16 protein-coding genes are annotated in these 16219 nt (G+C 72.2%); 10 read left to right on the top strand and 6 right to left on the bottom strand.

The window, feature by feature from the left end; all coding sequences use genetic code 11:
* Positions 1-30 precede the first annotated feature (30 nt).
* Complete coding sequence (locus ABZ818_RS05135) at positions 31-1056, bottom strand: alcohol dehydrogenase (RefSeq protein ID WP_361410973.1); 1026 nt, start codon at positions 1054-1056, stop codon at positions 31-33.
* A gap of 112 nt (positions 1057-1168) precedes the next feature.
* On the bottom strand, positions 1169-1933 hold the full coding sequence (locus ABZ818_RS05130) for a thioesterase family protein (RefSeq protein WP_361411192.1): 765 nt from the start codon (positions 1931-1933) through the stop codon (positions 1169-1171).
* Between the two features lie 174 nt (positions 1934-2107).
* On the opposite strand from ABZ818_RS05130, the gene ABZ818_RS05125 reads away from it, so the two are divergent.
* Positions 2108-2623 carry a GNAT family N-acetyltransferase gene (locus tag ABZ818_RS05125; RefSeq protein WP_361410971.1) on the top strand — a complete coding sequence of 172 codons (516 nt, stop codon included), beginning with the start codon at positions 2108-2110 and terminating at the stop codon, positions 2621-2623.
* An 11-nt stretch (positions 2624-2634) separates the two neighbouring features.
* Here the strand turns inward: ABZ818_RS05125 and ABZ818_RS05120 are convergent, their stop codons facing one another.
* The gene (locus ABZ818_RS05120) at positions 2635-3789 is read right to left on the bottom strand and encodes a Gfo/Idh/MocA family oxidoreductase (RefSeq protein WP_361410968.1); all 1155 of its coding nucleotides are present in this window, start codon (positions 3787-3789) and stop codon (positions 2635-2637) included.
* 147 nt (positions 3790-3936) lie between these two features.
* Between ABZ818_RS05120 and ABZ818_RS05115 the strand changes: the two genes are divergently transcribed.
* From ABZ818_RS05115 to ABZ818_RS05105, 3 genes are all read left to right on the top strand, one after another.
* The gene (locus ABZ818_RS05115) at positions 3937-4944 is read left to right on the top strand and encodes a LacI family DNA-binding transcriptional regulator (protein ID WP_361410965.1); all 1008 of its coding nucleotides are present in this window, start codon (positions 3937-3939) and stop codon (positions 4942-4944) included.
* Between the two features lie 306 nt (positions 4945-5250).
* Positions 5251-6342, top strand: a complete 1092-nt coding sequence (locus tag ABZ818_RS05110) for a PP2C family protein-serine/threonine phosphatase (RefSeq protein ID WP_361410962.1) — start codon at positions 5251-5253, stop codon at positions 6340-6342.
* A 188-nt stretch (positions 6343-6530) separates the two neighbouring features.
* A complete protein-coding gene (locus ABZ818_RS05105; RefSeq protein ID WP_141364137.1) occupies positions 6531-6938 on the top strand; it encodes an SseB family protein in 408 nt (135 codons plus the stop codon).
* A 61-nt stretch (positions 6939-6999) separates the two neighbouring features.
* Here ABZ818_RS05105 and ABZ818_RS05100 read toward each other — a convergent pair whose 3' ends face one another.
* Entirely contained in the window at positions 7000-7344 is a 345-nt protein-coding gene (locus tag ABZ818_RS05100) for a VOC family protein (RefSeq protein ID WP_361411190.1), read from the bottom strand.
* A 348-nt stretch (positions 7345-7692) separates the two neighbouring features.
* Between ABZ818_RS05100 and crcB (ABZ818_RS05095) the strand changes: the two genes are divergently transcribed.
* The 5 genes from crcB (ABZ818_RS05095) to ABZ818_RS05075 all read left to right on the top strand — a co-directional run bounded on the left by crcB (ABZ818_RS05095) (position 7693) and on the right by ABZ818_RS05075 (position 10852).
* Positions 7693-8154 carry a fluoride efflux transporter CrcB gene (crcB, locus tag ABZ818_RS05095; RefSeq protein ID WP_361410959.1) on the top strand — a complete coding sequence of 154 codons (462 nt, stop codon included), beginning with the start codon at positions 7693-7695 and terminating at the stop codon, positions 8152-8154.
* A complete protein-coding gene (locus ABZ818_RS05090; RefSeq protein WP_361410956.1) occupies positions 8151-8531 on the top strand; it encodes a DUF190 domain-containing protein in 381 nt (126 codons plus the stop codon). Before crcB (ABZ818_RS05095) ends, ABZ818_RS05090 begins: the two co-directional genes overlap by 4 nt.
* Entirely contained in the window at positions 8528-8896 is a 369-nt protein-coding gene (gene crcB / locus ABZ818_RS05085) for a fluoride efflux transporter CrcB (protein WP_141364143.1), read from the top strand. The genes ABZ818_RS05090 and crcB (ABZ818_RS05085) overlap by 4 nt, the downstream gene beginning before the upstream one ends.
* Before the next feature lie 98 nt (positions 8897-8994).
* On the top strand, positions 8995-9831 hold the full coding sequence (locus tag ABZ818_RS05080; RefSeq protein ID WP_361410953.1) for an undecaprenyl-diphosphate phosphatase: 837 nt from the start codon (positions 8995-8997) through the stop codon (positions 9829-9831).
* Positions 9832-9919: 88 nt separating this feature from the next.
* Positions 9920-10852 carry a glutaminase gene (locus tag ABZ818_RS05075; RefSeq protein ID WP_361411188.1) on the top strand — a complete coding sequence of 311 codons (933 nt, stop codon included), beginning with the start codon at positions 9920-9922 and terminating at the stop codon, positions 10850-10852.
* 50 nt (positions 10853-10902) lie between these two features.
* On the opposite strand, the gene ABZ818_RS05070 is transcribed toward ABZ818_RS05075, so the two are convergent.
* Together ABZ818_RS05070 and rho are read right to left on the bottom strand one after the other, a co-directional pair.
* Complete coding sequence (locus ABZ818_RS05070; protein WP_361410950.1) at positions 10903-12105, bottom strand: D-alanyl-D-alanine carboxypeptidase; 1203 nt, start codon at positions 12103-12105, stop codon at positions 10903-10905.
* 151 nt (positions 12106-12256) lie between these two features.
* Entirely contained in the window at positions 12257-13405 is a 1149-nt protein-coding gene (gene rho / locus ABZ818_RS05065; RefSeq protein ID WP_361410947.1) for a transcription termination factor Rho, read from the bottom strand.
* Between the two features lie 509 nt (positions 13406-13914).
* On the opposite strand from rho, the gene ABZ818_RS05060 reads away from it, so the two are divergent.
* A complete protein-coding gene (locus ABZ818_RS05060; RefSeq protein WP_361410944.1) occupies positions 13915-16170 on the top strand; it encodes a peptidoglycan recognition protein in 2256 nt (751 codons plus the stop codon).
* Positions 16171-16219 lie beyond the last annotated feature (49 nt).

Raw genomic sequence — 16219 nt, 5'->3', positions numbered from 1 at the left:
GACAACCGGCCGTGGTGCCGCGCCGGTTGGTCATCCGGTCGTGAGCACCATGCGGAACCGGGCGGCGCCGGCGAGCATCTTCCGGTACGCCTCGCCGGCCTGGTCCAGCGGCACCGCCTCGGTCGTCGGACGGATCCCGTGCAGGGCGCTGAACGCCATCGTGTCCTGGACGTCCTGCGCGGTGCCCGACGGGTGCCCGCGGATGATCCGGGCACCCGTGATCAGCTGGAGGGGGCTGATCCCCAGCGGCTCGGGCGCCGCCCCGATCACCACCAGCTCACCGCGGTGCGACAGTCCGTCGGCGGTCGCCGCGATCGCCTCGGAGCTGCCGGCCGTGGCCAGCACGACCTTGGCGCCGCCCAGCGATTGCAACGCGTCGGCGACTGGGGTGTCCGTCGTGCTGTCGACGTAGTGGTGCGCGCCGAGCTGCTTGGCGAAGTCGGCCTTGTCGGCCCCGCGCGCGATCGCCACCGTCTCGAAGCCCATGGCCACCGCGTACTGCACCCCCAGATGCCCCAGCCCTCCGATGCCGAGCACGGCCACCAGATCACCCGGCTGCGCGGAGCTGCGCCGCAGTCCGTTGAACGTGGTCACGCCCGCGCACGCCATCGGCCCGGCGTCGGTCGCCGCCAGCGCGTCGGGGATCCGGGCCAGCGCGTCGACCGGCGCGATCACCCGCTCGGCGAAGCCGCCGTCGTAGGACCAGCCGGGGACCTTCAGATTCGGGCACACGATGAAGTCGCCCTGCCGGCACGGGGTGCAGTGGTGGCAGCTGCCGCCGAACCAGCCCACCGTCACCCGGTCGCCCACCTGCCAGCCCTGGTCCTGCGTCCCCTCGCCGAGCTGCTCGATCCGCCCGGCGATCTCGTGCCCGGCAACGACCGGGAAAGTGACCCCGGGCACCAAGGCGTCCACGAAGAAGCTGTCGCTGTGGCAGACTCCGCACGCCTCCACGGTGATCGCGACCTGACCGCGGCCCGGCTCCGCCGCCTCACGCTCGACGATCTCGAACGGACCGCCGGCGGTGATCACCTGCGCGACTGTGTAGGTACTCATCTGTCTCTCCCGGAAGCGGGTACGACGGCCCCCACAACCAGGACATCAGCTCCGCGCCGATCGCGCGCGCGGTACGGGACGGGCGCCGGGCCCGCGAAGGGCCCGGCCACGGTCAGCCGCCCGGCATGGGGCGCACGGTCAGGATCTGCTGGGCGTGGCCGACCGGGCCGTGCAGATCGTGCAGGACGGTGCTGGTCAGGCCCACGCCGGTCGGGCCGAAGGCCACGGTGGTGTCCAGACCGGTCCAGGGGCCCTCCGGGCGGCGGTGCAGGTGCACGGTCAGGTCGACGTTGGGAAACATCCACGCGGTGGGCGACTGGCGTACGGCGATGCCGTTCGCCGTGTCGACGAGGGAGAGGTAGGAGGCGAGCGGGCTGCTGGGCTCGCCGGCGACCAGGGTGAGCGGGGTGGAGACCCAGGCGGTGGTGCGGCCGGGGCTCGGCGGGGCGAGCGGACGCACGTCCAGGGACGCGATGAAACCGCCCGGCCAGGACTCGCTCATCGCCCAGGGTGCGAGCCGGTCGGGTGGGGTGAGCCGGTCGCCGGCACCCCCGGCGACGGCCGCGGTGTCCTGCGCCGACAGCAGCCAGACGCGGGCCCTGACCACCGGGCGGCCGGCGATGCGCACGACGGCCTCCAGGAGTTCGATGGTGCGGCCGGGGCGGAGGGTCTCCACCTCGATCTCGCACTCGTCGAGGGCCGGGCGGCCCAGGATGTCGTAGCTGATCCGGACCGGTATCAGGGCGCTGCCCCCACGCGCGGCCAAGTGGTCCTCGACCGCGTGGACGACCAGCCCGCCCAGCGGGCTGAAGTGCTGCTCGCGTACGTCCCAGGCACCACCGGCGTGTGCGGTGGGCTTGAAGCGGTGCTCGTCCATGCGCTCGTAGTAGCTGTCGGGAACCGGGGCGCCGATGTTCAACGGGTGCTTTTCCTCGGGCTGTTCACAGGAAAGCCGAGCAGGCACGGGTCTCTCGCGCCAGATCGGCCGGGCAGCCCCATCATGACCCAGCCCATACTTGGCACGTACACCCACCTGCCGTCAGGAGGCCCCGTGCTCTTGCGTGACGTCACCCCCGGCGACGTGGACGCGTACGTCCGGATGCGCTGCGACCCGGTCATGATGGCCGAGCTCGGCGGGCCCCTGCCGGACGGCGGCATGGCGGACAAGGTACGCCGGGACGCCCGGCAGGCGGCGGCCGGCGTCGCCTGGATCAAGATGATCGTCCCTGACCCGGGCACCCCCGAGGAGGTGGCCGGGACGGTGACCATCTGGACCCACGACGGCGACGGCGGCCCGATGTCGGAGATCGGCTGGATGGTGCTGCCGCCGTACCAGGGCCGCGGTCTCGGCGGGCGCGCTGCCCGCGCGCTGCTCGAACGGGCGCGGGAGGAGGACCGCTGGGGAGTGGTGCACGCCTTCCCGGCCACCACCAACGCGGCCTCGAACGGCATCTGCCGCTCGCTCGGCTTCCGGTTCGTCGCCGAGCGCGAGGTGGTGTTCGCCGGCCGGGTGCTGCGCACCAACCACTGGGCGATCACCCCGCGCACGGACCTGACGCCGGGGTGAGGCGGCACGGGTCAGTCGAGGCTCACCCACCCGTGCTCCTCGGCGGAGCGGGCCATCGCGTCCAGGGCCACCGCGGCGGCCACGGCGTCGTCGAGGGTGGCGCCGTGGACCCCGCCCTCCGTGACCGAGCGCAGGAAGTGGTACGCCTCGATGACCTTGAGGTCGTCGTAGCCCATGGCGTTGGCCGCACCCGGCTGGAAGGCCTCGTACTCGCCGTGGCCGGGGCCCACGTAGACCGTGCTGACGGGCTGGTCCTGGTACGCGGTGCCGCGGCTGACGCCGAGTTCGCCCATCCGCCGGAAGTCCCACCAGAGCGCGCCCCTGGTGCCGTGGATCTCGAAGCCGTAGTTGTTCTGCTCGCCCACCGAGACCCGGCACGCCTCCAGGACGCCGCGCGCGCCGGAGGCGAAACGCAGCAGGCAGCTGACGTAGTCGTCGTTCTCGACCGGACCGAGTTCACCGCCCGCCGCCCGGGTGTGACCGGCGGTGGCGCCGGCGGGCCGGGCCCGCTCGGGTACGAACACGGCGGTGTCGGCGGCCAGCGACTCGATCTCGCCGAGCAGATGGCGGGCCAGGTCGATTCCGTGCGAAGCCAGGTCGCCCAGCACCCCGCTGCCGCCGCGTTCACGCTCGTAGCGCCAGGTCAGGGCACCCTCCGGGTGGGCCGCGTAGTCGCTGAACAGCCGGATGCGGACATGGGTGACCCTGCCGATCTCACCGGCCGCGATCATCTCGCGGGCGGCGGCGACGGCGGGGGCGTTGCGGTAGTTGAAGCCCACCGTGCCCCGCACACCGGCCCCGTCGGCGGCGTCGGCGACCGCGCGGGCGTCGTCGGCGCTCAGGCCCACCGGCTTCTCGATCCAGATGTGCTTGCCCGCCTCGGCCATGGCGAGACCGATCTCGCGGTGCAGGAAGTTCGGGGCGGTGATGCTGACCGCCCGCACCCGGGGGTCGGCGGCGATCTCCCGCCAGTCGCGGGTGGCGGAGTCGAAGCCGTACCGCCCGGCCGCCTCCTCGGCCCGGCCGGGCACCTCGTCGGCGACGGCGACCAGGTGCGGACGTACCGCGAGCCCCGGGAAGTGGTGGGGCACGCGGGCGTACGCCTGGGTGTGCACCCGTCCCATCCAGCCGAATCCGACGACGGCGACGCCGAGCGTAGGCACCATGAAAGCCCCTCGTTTGGACCGATCCAAAACCTGGTGGCTCACGATGAGGCCGCCTCCCGTCAGGTGTCAAGCCACCGGATGAGAGCACCACAGGACCGCCTTCCGGCCTCTTTACAAGGGGCCTTCCCTCATGGAACGGTCCACAGCGTGCGACCGCCCACCATCCGTGACGTCGCCGCGCGCGCCGGTGTGTCCAAGTCCCTGGTCTCGCTGGTGCTGCGCGGCTCCGGCAGCGTGCGCCCCGAGAAGCGGCAGGCGGTGCTCGCCGCCGTCGAGGAACTCGGCTACCGGCCCAACGCCGCCGCCCGCAGCCTCAGCGAGCGCCGCACCCGCACCGTCGGCGTGCTGCTGAACGACATGCGCAACCCCTGGTTCGTGGAACTCCTCGACGGGCTGAACTCCCGCCTCTACGACTCCGGTCTGCACATGCTGCTCGCCGACGGCCACCTCAACCGACGCCTGGGGGAGGACCTCACCCGCACCTTCACCGAACTGCGCGTCGACGGCCTGGTCGCCGTCGGCACCCTGCGGGATCCGGGGGCGTTGCGCGTCGCTGCGGGCCGGGTGCCCACCGTCGTCGCCGGTGCCCGCGAACCCGAACTGGCCGCGGTGGACGTCGTCGCGGGCGACGACGAGCAGGGCGCCCGGCTGGCCACCGAGCACCTCATCGCCCTCGGCCACCGGCACATCGCCCACATCGCCGGCCGGGGCGCGGTCGGCGACTTGCGCCGCCGCGGCTTCGAGGCCGCCATGCGCGCACAGGGGCGGGCCGGTACGGCGGTCGTCGAGCAGGGCGACCTCACCGAGGAGGGTGGCTACCGGGCGACCGTACGGCTGCTCAGCCGTACCCCGCGGCCCACCGCCGTGTTCGCGGTCAACGACATGGCCTGCGTCGGCGCGCTGTCCGCCGCCGAGGAGAGCGGCCTCCGGGTCCCGCGGGACCTCTCCCTGGCCGGCTACGACAACACCTACCTGTCGCGCCTGCGTCACGTGTGGCTGACCACCGTGGACAACGCCAGCCACGACGTGGGCCGGCGCGCCGCCCAGCGGCTGCTCGACCGCATCGACGACCCGGACCTGCCCCGCACGGTGGACCTGACCAGCCCGGTCCTGGAGGTGCGCGGCACGACCGCACCACCCGCCGGAACCGGCTGACGGGCACTCCGGGGGCGCCCCGTCGGACCTGGGCCGGAACCGGCCGCGCGGATCCGGGAGCCCGGGTGGCGCGGCGGCCGAGCGGGTTCCACCGGCGGGGCGGACCCGGCGAATCGCCCCCGGGCGGCTGGTTACCCGGACACCGGGGTTCGGAAGTGAGCCCCTCGGGGTCCTCCGCGCCTCGCGCGTCGCGGAGGGCCCGCGCCCCGGCGCCGTCCACCGCGGCGACCGTCCCGAGCCCCGGCCCGCGGAAAGCAGCGCCCTCGCCGGTCCGGGCCAGGGGTGAGAACATGACGTGTGTCGCTCATGGACCTACGGCGTTCACCATCGGGACGGGTACTGGTCTTCATCCCCCTGGTACTGATCGCTGTGGTGGGCGTCGTCGACGCCCTGACCCCGCCGGACGTGCACCTCGGCCCGCTGCTGGTCGCGGCTCCCGCGTTCACCGCCGCGTTCTCCGGGCCCTGGCTCACCGCCCTGATCGGTGCGCTGGCGGCCGGGACCGAACTCTTCATCGGGGGCGTCCAGGGCACGCTCGGCACCCAGAACCTCCAGGCCCAGGTCGCGTCGCTGATCATCGTCTCGAGTCTGATCGTGGTGTTCTGCCTGTTCCGGGACCGGCGCGAGCACCAGCTGAAGCAGAGCCGGGTCGTGGCACAGGCCGTCCAGGACGTGCTCTTCCCGCCCCTGCCCGAGCGCAGCGGCCCGCTGCGGATCGCCTGCCTGTACCTCGCCGCCCAGGACGAGGCCACCATGGGCGGGGACCTCTACGCCGCCGCCCGCACCGGACACAGCACCCGGCTGCTCATCGCCGACGTGCGGGGCAAGGGACTGCCCGCGATCAGCCATGCGGCACTGCTGCTCGGCGCCTTCCGCGCGGCCGCGCACCGCCGGCCCTCGCTGCCGCGTCTGGCCGTGCACCTGGACGGCGCCATGCGCTGGGAGTTCCGGCAGTGGCAGACCGCGCAGATGCTCGACACCGACGAGTCCTTCGCCACCGCCCTGCTCGTGGACATCCCCGACAGCGAGCACGTGCTGCACCTCCTCAACTGCGGCCACCCGTCCCCGCTGCTCATCGGCGCGGAAACCGCCGACCCCCTGACCGCGCAGGTCGTCGCACCACCGCTGGGCCTGGGCGAACTGTCCGAAGCCTTGGACTACATGGTCGCCTCGTTCCCGTTCCTGCCCGGCGACACACTGCTCCTGCACACGGACGGCGTCCTGGAGGCGCGCAACGCGCGGGGTGACTTCTACCCCCTCGCCGACCGGGCCGCCGCCTGGGTCGCCGAACCGCCGGAGCTGGTCCTGCGCCGACTGCACGACGACCTCGTCGCCTACACCCGCGGCCACCTGGGCGACGACGCCGCGGCCGTCGCGATCCGCCGCGGCCCTTTTTAGGGCCCCTCGTTCAGTGACACCGCGCGGTGCGTCGTCGGTCCTCGGCCACGGCGGTCGGCCGGACGGCTCGTGGAATCCCCGGGCGCCTCGCGATTGCGCCGAGTGCGATCGGGTACGCGTGCAGGGCCCGTGCCCGGCCGGTCACCTCCCGGGCGGGCCGCTCGACTGCCGCGACCAGGGAAACCGCCATGCAGACACCAGCGAACGACAACACCCCGACGCCCGCCCAGCAAGCGCTGGACGTGCTTGCCGAGAACGCCGAGGACACGGTGGCACTGGACACGCTCGCGAGCAGCGACGTGCTGGTCCCGGTGCCCGACGACGCGAGCGAGGAGGACGCCACCAACCCCACGGCGGTGGCTCTGCCCGTCCTCGAACAACCGGGCGGCGAGCCGGTGGTGCCCGTGTTCACCTCCGAACTGGAGATGTCCGACCTGCTGCCCTTCGTCTCCCGCTACCGCCTCGTGCCGCTCGGTGCGCTCGCCTCCCAGTGGCCGGCCGACGACCTGTCGCTGACCATAGACGCCAGCTCGCCGCACGGTCTGACGCTCACCTCGGAGGGGGTGCGCAACCTGCTGGCCCGGCCGCAGGGCTGAGCGGCGCCGCGAGGAACAGCCGGGCCGGCCGCCGGTCGGCGGCACCACGGCGGCGGTCGGCTCAGGCGTCCTGGAGAAGGCCGATGAGGTTGCCGTCGGCGTCCTTCGCGGAGGCGATCAGCCGGCCGCCGCCGACGTCCTGCACGTCCTGAAGCACCTCGGCTCCCACGGCCACCAGCGCCGCCAGCCGGGCCCTGATGTCGTCGACGTGCCAGTACGGGACCGGTCCGGTCATCCCCTTGGCGTGCCCGTTCGGGTCGAGGCCGACGTCCTGCCCGGCGGCCTTGAAGCCGACGTAGTAGGGCGCGTCGGCGTACGGCTCGACCTCCAGCAGCGCGCTGAACAGGGCCTTCGCCCGGTCGAGGTCCTTGACGGGGTAGATGATCGTCTGCAGGCCGGCAGTCATGGCCATGGCGTACTCCTCGGTATTCGGCGGTATGCGGCTTCGCGTTCCGCGGTGGGAAGGGCCGACGTGTGCGTCGGTGGTTCCACGCTAGGTCGGGGAGGCGCCGTGCGGCTTCTCCGATCCTGACCGGTTGCCGGGAAGTGTCACCCGCCTCGCCGTACACACCCTCGTCGTCGCGTGCGGTGCGGATCCGGTGGGGTTAGCCTGTAGCCCGGCCACGACGGGTTCGCGGCGCGGCGGTGGGGCCCGCCGTACCTAACCGTGGCAGTGCTGCCGCCAACGGTCCCTACTCGCATCACAGGAGCGCTCCGGCATGTCCGGGCGCGGGCGAGCAGGAGACGTACGAGCATGACAGTCCCCGAAACCGACAGCCTTCGGGTGCGGAGCAGTCCCGCGCGGCGGCGTGCCTGGCGGACGCAGGCGCCGGTGGTCGCGGTGGTGGCACTCGGCGGAGCGCTCGGGGCCACCGCCCGGTACGCCGTCTCGCAGTGGCTGCCGACGCCGGCCGGGGGCTTTCCCTGGGCGATCTTCTGGGTCAACGCCTTCGGCTGCGCGGTGATCGGCGTCTTCATGGTGGTCATCACCGACGTGTGGGGCGCCCACCGCCTGGTCCGCCCGTTCTTCGGCACCGGCGTGCTCGGCGGCTTCACCACCTTCTCCACCTACGCCGTCGACATCCAGCGGCTGGTGGACTCCGGCCACGCCCGCACCGGGCTGGCGTACCTCGCCGCGACCCCGTGCGCGGCCCTCGCGGCGGTGTGGCTGGCCATGACGGCGGCCCGCCGCGTTCTGAAGTGGAGGCAGCGATGACCAGGCTCACCGGCAGCGCGCTGCGCGTGACCGTCTTCGTCGGAGAGAACGACACCTGGCACCACCGGCCCCTGTACTCCGAGATCGTCCACCGGGCCCATGCGGCGGGCCTCGCCGGCGCCAGCGTCTTCCGCGGTATCGAGGGGTTCGGCGCGACCTCCCTGATCCACACCTCGCGGCTGCTGTCGATGAGCGAGGACCTGCCGGTGGCGGTGGTGATCGTGGACACCGAGGAGCGGGTGCGGGCGTTCCTTCCGCAGCTGGACGAACTGGTCGCCGAGGGGCTGGTGATACTCGACGACTGCGAGGTGATCCGGTACGTCGGCCGCGCGGCCGGCTCCGGCGGCGCGGGCGCGAAGGGCGGGAAGCCCTCGTGAACTGGCTGCTGGTGGTCCTCGGGGCCGCGGTCGGGGCGCCCCTGCGCTACCTCACCGACCGAGCGGTGCAGTCCCGGCACGACTCGGTGTTCCCCTGGGGCACCTTCGTGGTGAACGTCACCGGCTGCCTGATCCTCGGCCTGCTGACCGGCGCGGCGGCCGCGGGCGTCGCCGGACCGCACCTGCAACTGCTCCTGGGCACCGGTCTGTGCGGTGCCCTGACCACGTACTCGACCTTCTCCTACGAGACGCTGCGGCTCACCGAGACCGGTGCGGGCTCCTACGCCCTCGCCAACGTCGTCGCCAGTGTCGCGGCGGGCCTCGGCGCGGCTTTCGCCGGAGTGTGGATCGCCGGAAGCCTCTGACAGTCGCCGCGGATTCCGACGCCGGTCACCTGGCCGTCACCTCAGCACCGTAAGAGTGTCTACACCACTGTCGACCAACGTCCCCAGAACTGGATCCCATGAGCGCCATCTCCGTCGGTCAGGCCGTCGTCCTCGGAGTCGTCGAGGGGGTGACCGAGTTCCTCCCCGTGTCCTCCACCGGCCATCTGAAGATCACCGAGGGGCTCATGGGCATCCCCGTCGACGACAAGTCGGTCGTCGCGTTCTCCGCCGTCATCCAGGTCGGTGCCATCGCCGCCGTGCTGGTGTACTTCTTCAAGGACATCGTGCGGATCATGTCCGCCTGGTTCCGCGGGCTGGCCAACCGCGAGGAGCGCTACCACCACGACTACAAGTTCGCCTGGTGGGTCATCTTCGCGACCATCCCGATCGTCGTGGTGGGCCTGGCCGCCAAGCCCTTCATCGAAGGGCCGCTCGGCTCCCTGTGGGTGGTCGCCGGCTCGCTGATCGCGGGCAGCGTCGTGATGTGGTGCGCGGACCAGATGGGCCGGCACAAGCGCGGTGAGGACGACACCTCCTTCAAGGACGCGATGCTGGTCGGCAGCTCGCAGATCCTGGCCCTGCTCTTCCCCGGCTTCTCCCGCTCCGGCGCCACCATGTCCACCGCGCTCATCCTGGACCTGGACCGCGTCGCCGCCACCCGCCTGTCCTTCTTCCTCGGCCTCCCGGCCCTGACCGGCGCCGGCATCTACGAGCTCAAGGACGCACTCGGCGCCAGCGTGGGCGCCGTCCCGCTGGCCGTCGGCACCGTCGTGTCCTTCGTGGTCGCCTACGCCTCCATCGCCTGGCTGCTGAAGTTCGTCGCCAAGCACTCCTTCAACGCGTTCGTCGTCTACCGGATCCTGATCGGCCTGCTGCTGTTCGGCCTGCTCGGCACGGGTGTCCTCAGCAGCTGAGCACCGGGTGGCGGGCGAGGCCCGCCGCCCTGACGCGCCCGCCGCCCGACCCACCGACGTGACGTACCGGCACCAGCCGGAAGGCAGAATGGCGATCATGACGTCGTCCCCGACCTACCTGCCGGTCCTGGAGCGCATCGCCGAGGAGATCGAGCACACGCCCGGCCGCGGGCGCCCCGCCGACTACATCCCGGCGCTCGCGGCCCGTGACGCCCGCGCCTTCGGCATGGCCGTCGCCGAGCTGGACGGCACGGTGTACGGGGTGGGGGACTGGCAGGAGCCGTTCTCCGCGCAGTCCATCACCAAGGTGTTCACCCTCGCCCTCGACCTGTCGCGCGAGGGCGACGAACTGTGGGAGCACGTGGGCCGCGAGCCCTCCGGCAACCCCTTCAACTCCCTGGTGCAGCTGGAGTACGAGAACGGCATCCCGCGCAACCCGTTCATCAACGCCGGCGCCCTGGTGGTCACCGACCGGCTCCAGACCCGTACCGGCGACGCGGCGGGCGAGCTGCTCGGCTTCCTGCGCACCGAGAGCGGCAACCCCGAGCTGGACTTCGACGAGGACGTCGCCGCGTCCGAGACCGCGCACGGCGACCGCAACGCCGCCCTCGCCCACTTCATGGCGTCCTACGGCAACGTCGACAACCCGGTGCCGGTCCTGCTGGACCAGTACTTCCGCCAGTGCTCGATCGCGGCCTCCTGCGCCGACCTGGCGCTGGCCACCACGTTCCTCGCCCGGCACGGCATAAGGGCGGACGGCACCCGGCTGCTCGCCAGCAGCCAGGCCAAGCAGGTCAACGCGGTCATGCTGACCTGCGGGACGTACGACGCGGCCGGCGACTTCGCCTACCGCGTGGGCCTGCCCGGCAAGAGCGGTGTGGGCGGCGGCATCATCGCCGTCGTACCGGGCCGGTGCGCGCTGTGCGTGTGGAGCCCCGGACTGGACGAGCGGGGCAACTCGGTGGCCGGCGTGGCGGCCCTGGACCGCTTCACGACCCTCACCGGCCTGTCGGTGTTCTGAGGGGCGCCTGCGACGACGTAAGTGCGGACCGTGCCCGGATCGTCGGCCGGTCAGACGCGTGAGGCCCGCTTGTGCCTGAACCGCAGGCCGAGAAGAAGGACCCCCGCGCCCAGACCGACGGCGCCCGCGATGGTACCCGCTTCCGGCCAGTCCGACTCGGCCGGCCGGGGCGCCCCCGCGGATGCCACGACGGCCGCTCCCGGCTTCGTCCCGGGCTTCGCTCCGGTCGACATGCCGTGCGAGACGGGCCGCAGGGCGTCGAGCGAGCCCACCGGATCGACGTGCCCGGCGGCGCCGAATCCCCAGTCCAGCAGCGCGCGCGCCTCCTCGTAGACGGCGTGGGCCACACCCTTCTGCGGGTTCATCACCGTCACCACGAGGGTGCGCCCGTCCCGGTGGGCCGCGGCGACGAGCGTGTTGCCCGCGTTGGAGGTGTAGCCGTTCTTGATGCCGATCAGGCCCGGATACGGCGCCACGCCGTCGGCGCCGGTCAGCAGGCGGTTGGTGTTCGCGATCTGGAACGTGCCGCCGGCGCCGGGGAAGGCGGCGTGCGCGGTGGAGCAGTACCGCGCGAAGTCGGGGTTGCGCAGCCCGGCCCGCCCGAACACGGCCAGGTCGTACGCCGAGGAGTCCTGCCCGACGGCGTCGTAGCCGTCGGGGGAGACGACCGTGGTGTCCAGGGCGCCCAGCGAGCGGGCCTTGGCCTCCATCAGCCGGGACGTGTGCTCCCAGCCTCCGTTGAGCGCGGCGAGCACGTGCACGGCGTCGTTGCCGGAGTTGAGGAACACTCCGCGCCACAGATCGGCCACCTGGTACGTGTGGCCCTCGACGACCCCCACCAGGCTGCTGCCCTCGCCGATGCCCGTCAGCTCCCTGGCGCTGACGGTGTGCCGGATGCCTCCGGGGAAGGACGGCAGCACGGTCAGGGCGAACAGCGTCTTCAGCGTGCTCGCGGGCGGAAGCCTGCGGTGCGCGTCGTGCGCGGCCATCACCTCGCCGGATTCGGCGTCGGCCACCACCCAGGACAGCGCGGAGACGTCCGGAACCTGGGGTGCCCCGCTGCGGAGCCGGACCTGTGTGCCCTCGTCGTCCAGCACGGCCGGCTGCGGCACCGTCGCCTTCGGCTGCACTATCGCGCCCGGACCCCCGCCGGTCGGGCCGACGGCCGCGACCGGCGGGGTCAGCGCCAGGACGGTCGCGGCGCAGAGTGCGCAGCCCGATACCGTGGTGCGCGTAGAAAATCTGATCTTCATATCGCAAACCTAGGGACAAAACGGTGCAGGCGGGGCGCTGCCCAGAGCCGAACGGGGTTCGCGAACACCCGGATGTCCTAGTGCGTGCCCTGACGGACGCGCAGCGGGTGCGGTGGTGAGGGAGTGCCGAGCGTTCGGCCGGCCGGCGGGGTCAGCCGGTGGGCAGGGTCGGCTGGACGCGGCGCAGGAACGTGGCGTTGTCGGGCGTGTCGCGCAGCCGTTCCAGCAGTGTCTCCAGACCGGCCTTGCCCTCACGGCTGTGCAGGGCGCGTCGCAGACCGCGAACCGCCGTCAACTCGGCCGGGCTGTACAGGAGTTCCTCACGGCGGGTGCCCGAGGGGTCGATGTCGACGGCCGGGAAGACGCGGCGGGCGGCGAGTTCGCGGCTGAGCCGCAGCTCCATGTTGCCGGTGCCCTTCAGCTCCTCGAAGAAGAAGTCGTCGGCGCGGGACCCGGTCTCCACCAGCGCGGTGGCCAGGATGGTGAGCGAGCCGCCCTCCTCGGCCGACCGCGCGGCACCGAAGAGCCGCTTGGGTCCCTGGAGCGCGCCCGCGTCGACACCGCCGCTGAGGGTGCGGCCGCCCGCCGCGGCCGCGTTGTTGTGGGCCCGGCACAGCCGGGTGAGCGAGTCGAGGAGGATGACCACGTCCTCGCCGGCCTCGACGAGCCGTTTGGCCCGCTCGACGACGAGTTCGGCGAGCGCGATGTGCTGCCTCGGGGACCGGTCGAAGGTGGAGGCGTACACCTCGCCGCGCACGCGGCGTCGCATGTCGGTGACCTCCTCGGGGCGTTCGTCGAGCAGCACCACCATCAGCCGGCACTCGGGGTGGTTGCCGGCGACGGCGGCGGCGATCTGCTGGATCAGCACGGTCTTCCCGGTCTTGGGCGGCGCCACGACGAGCCCGCGCTGCCCCCTGCCGACGGGCGCGATCAGGTCGGCGACGCGGCCGGTGAGCCCGGCGGCGGGGTGTTCGAGGCGCAGCCGCTCGCGCGGGTGCAGCGGAGTGAGGTCGTGGAAGCGGCGACGGGCCCGGGCCTCGTCCGGCGAGCCACCTCCGACGCTGGTGATTTCGGTGACGGTGTGCTGCTGCCCGAGTACGCCGGCGACGGCATCGCCCTTGCGCAGGCCGTGGCGGCGGATCAGCGCGGGGGAGACCCGCGGGTCGGCGGGGGTGGGCAGGAAGTCCTCGCCGCGCAGATGCCCCTTGCCGGTCGCGTCGATGTCCAGGACACCGGTGGCGGAGCGGGGGGCCGCGGCCGGCTGCCGCGGTGCGGCGGGGCGTTCGAGCGTGATGGTCATGGATGAAGGTCCTTTCGCGGACGGACGGCACGGGGCGTGTGAGGGGAAGGAGAAGCCGCGACAGGGAGGCGTGGAGCACGGCCTCCGGCGGAAGACACCACCTCGGTCGCGGCGCGGTGCCCGAGCAGGGCACAGATCGCCGCTCACGGAGAGGTGAGAAGAAGCAGATCGCGCCGACCGCAACAGATGCGGTGATCCGGCGAACTGATGAAGACCGGCACCGGCGCCCACGACAGGGCGTACACAAGTGCTGACGCAAGGATACCACCCGGCTCGCGTCCGGTGACAGTTCCGCCGGCGGAAGAGCACGCCGACGCACGCCGGCAGTAGTGATCTATGCCACTGCCGCCCGTCTGCCCGTGACGTTCGCCGACGGCGAAGCGCTGAAAGAACCGTCCACCCCTGTGACGGGTGTGGCCTTCCGACTTTCTTCTTCGGGCCGTTTCGGGCCCTGTGGGGGTGTATTCGCCGTGAGCCGTCGTACGTCGCATGCGTACCGACCGCTGAGTATGAAGAGACGGGCGTGGTTGACGCTCGGTGCCGTCGTCCTCGGGGGCGGGGGCATCGTGACGTATGCCGTCGCCAGCCCTTCGGGCGACCACGGCGCCACGGGCCAGGCCAAGCGGTCGCCGAAGGTCTACGACCTGACGCTGAAGGGCGCCGAGACCGGCAAGGCGGAGCTGCCGCAGACGGACACCAAGCAGTTCTCGCTGCTCGGTGTCACCTGGGACAGTGCCACCAAGCGGCTCCACGGTACGGCTCAGGTGCGCACCCACAGCCTGAAGAGCGGCGAGTGGAGCGCCTGGCGGGACCTTGAGGTGAACGCCGACCCGTTGGAGGACCCGAAGGAAAGGGCCACCACGCGCGGCGCGTCCGAGCCGCTGTGGGTCGGCCCCTCCGACGGCGTCCAGGTACAGGTCGTCCGCAAGAACGGCACCACCAGCTCCAACCTGCCCAAGGGGCTCTCGGTGAGCCTCGTCGACCCCGGTGTGGTGACGGAGGCCGAGACAAAGGCCGAGCCGGCCGCGTACGTGGCGGGGACCGTCGCCGAGACGAGCGCGTCGCCCACCGACTCCGTCTCCCCGAGCGACAGCACCAGCGCCGTGCCGACGAACAGTGCGTCGGCCCCGGCATCGCCCTCGGATTCGGCGAGCACGTCCGCGAGCCCGTCGGCCACCACGCCCACCGCGCCGACCACGCCGCCGGCGCGGCCGTCCACGGTGCCGCAACCGCCGATCGTCTCGCGTGCCGGCTGGGGCGCCGACGAGTCGCGCAGCCCCGACCCGTCGGAGTACAACGACGATGTGAAGGCCGTGTTCGTGCACCACACGGACACGGCGGTCGACTACACGTGCGACCAGTCGGCGGCACAGGTGCGCAGCATTTACCTGTACCACACGAGCCCCAAGAAGGACGCGAATGGCAAGGTGATCGAGGAGGCCTGGAACGACGTCGGCTACAACTTCCTGGTCGACAAGTGCGGCACGATCTTCGAGGGCCGTAAGGGCGGTGTCGACCAGCCGGTGCTCGGCGCCCACACCTACGGCTCGAACCGGGAGTCCACGGGCATCGCGGTGCTCGGTACCTACACCACCACCGGCGCCTCCAACGCCGCGCTGGCCTCGGTCGCCCGTATCGCGGCCTGGAAGCTCGGCCAGTACGGCGCCGACCCCGCCGGGACCGTCCAGCTCACCGCCGGCGCCAGCCAGGCGAACTACTCCCACACCAGCTTCGTCGCGGGCAACAAGTACACCTTCAACCGGATCTCCGGCCACCGCGACGGCTACGCCACCGAGTGCCCCGGCAATTCCCTGTACGCCCAGTTGCCGACCATCCGCGCCTGGGCGGCCGGTCCGGTGCAGGGCCTGAAGGTCGCCTCGGTCACCGGCGCGACCCTCTCGGGCTCGACGTATTACACCAAGGGCGGCATCACCGTGAAGTGGTCGGCCACGACGCCGACCTCGCTCATCAAGAACTTCCAACTGCTGGTGGACGGCAATGCGGTCGCCACTGCGTCCGGCACCGCCACTTCCGCCGCCGCTACGCTGGCCGCGGGCAAGCACACCGTCGCCGTGCGGGCCGTGCACCAGTCCGGGAAGACCACGACCACCGCCGCGATGAACGTCGCGGCGGAGACGACCGCCCCGACCTTCACCACCACGCCGAAGCTCGCCCTGCGCGGCGGCACCGTCAACACCACCGCCGTACCGGTCACGCTCAGCTGGAAGGCAACGGACGACACGGCCCTGCGCTCCGTGGAACTGCTGTCCCCGACCACGGCCACCTTCGGCCCGACCACCACCAGCTCCAGCCGCACCACCAAGTCCGGCACCGCCTCCACCTGGTCGATGCGCGCCAACGACTACGCCGGCAACTCCCGCACCTCGTCCCCGTCGTACACGCCCCTGATCCTCCAGGAGAGCTCCGCCGTCAAGTCCGGCAGCTGGACCACCCGCTCGTCGAGCAGCTACCTCGGCGGCAAGTCGTACTCCAGCGGCTCCAAGGGCGCCAGTCTCACCTGGACCTTCACCGGCCGCTCCGCCGCCTGGGTGGTCTCCCGCGCCTCGACGTCCGGCCAGGCCTACGTCTACGTCGACGGCACCAAGGTCGCCACGGTGGACCTGAAGTCCTCCGCGACGCAGTACCGGCAGGCCATCTGGACCAAGACCTGGTCCAGCAGTGCCAAGCACACCGTCAAGATCGTCGTGGTCGGCACCTCCGGCCGCCCCACCATCACGACGGACGGCCTCGTCTACATCAAGTAGCCGTCCCGCGCCCACACACCCGGTGCGTGCAACACCCGAGCCCGGCAGC

This window comes from Streptomyces sp. NPDC047453 (genome assembly GCF_040643155.1).
Classification (GTDB): domain Bacteria; phylum Actinomycetota; class Actinomycetes; order Streptomycetales; family Streptomycetaceae; genus Streptomyces.
The sequence above is the reverse complement of the archived record's forward strand: the minus strand, read 5'-3'. Positions and strand labels throughout refer to the sequence as shown.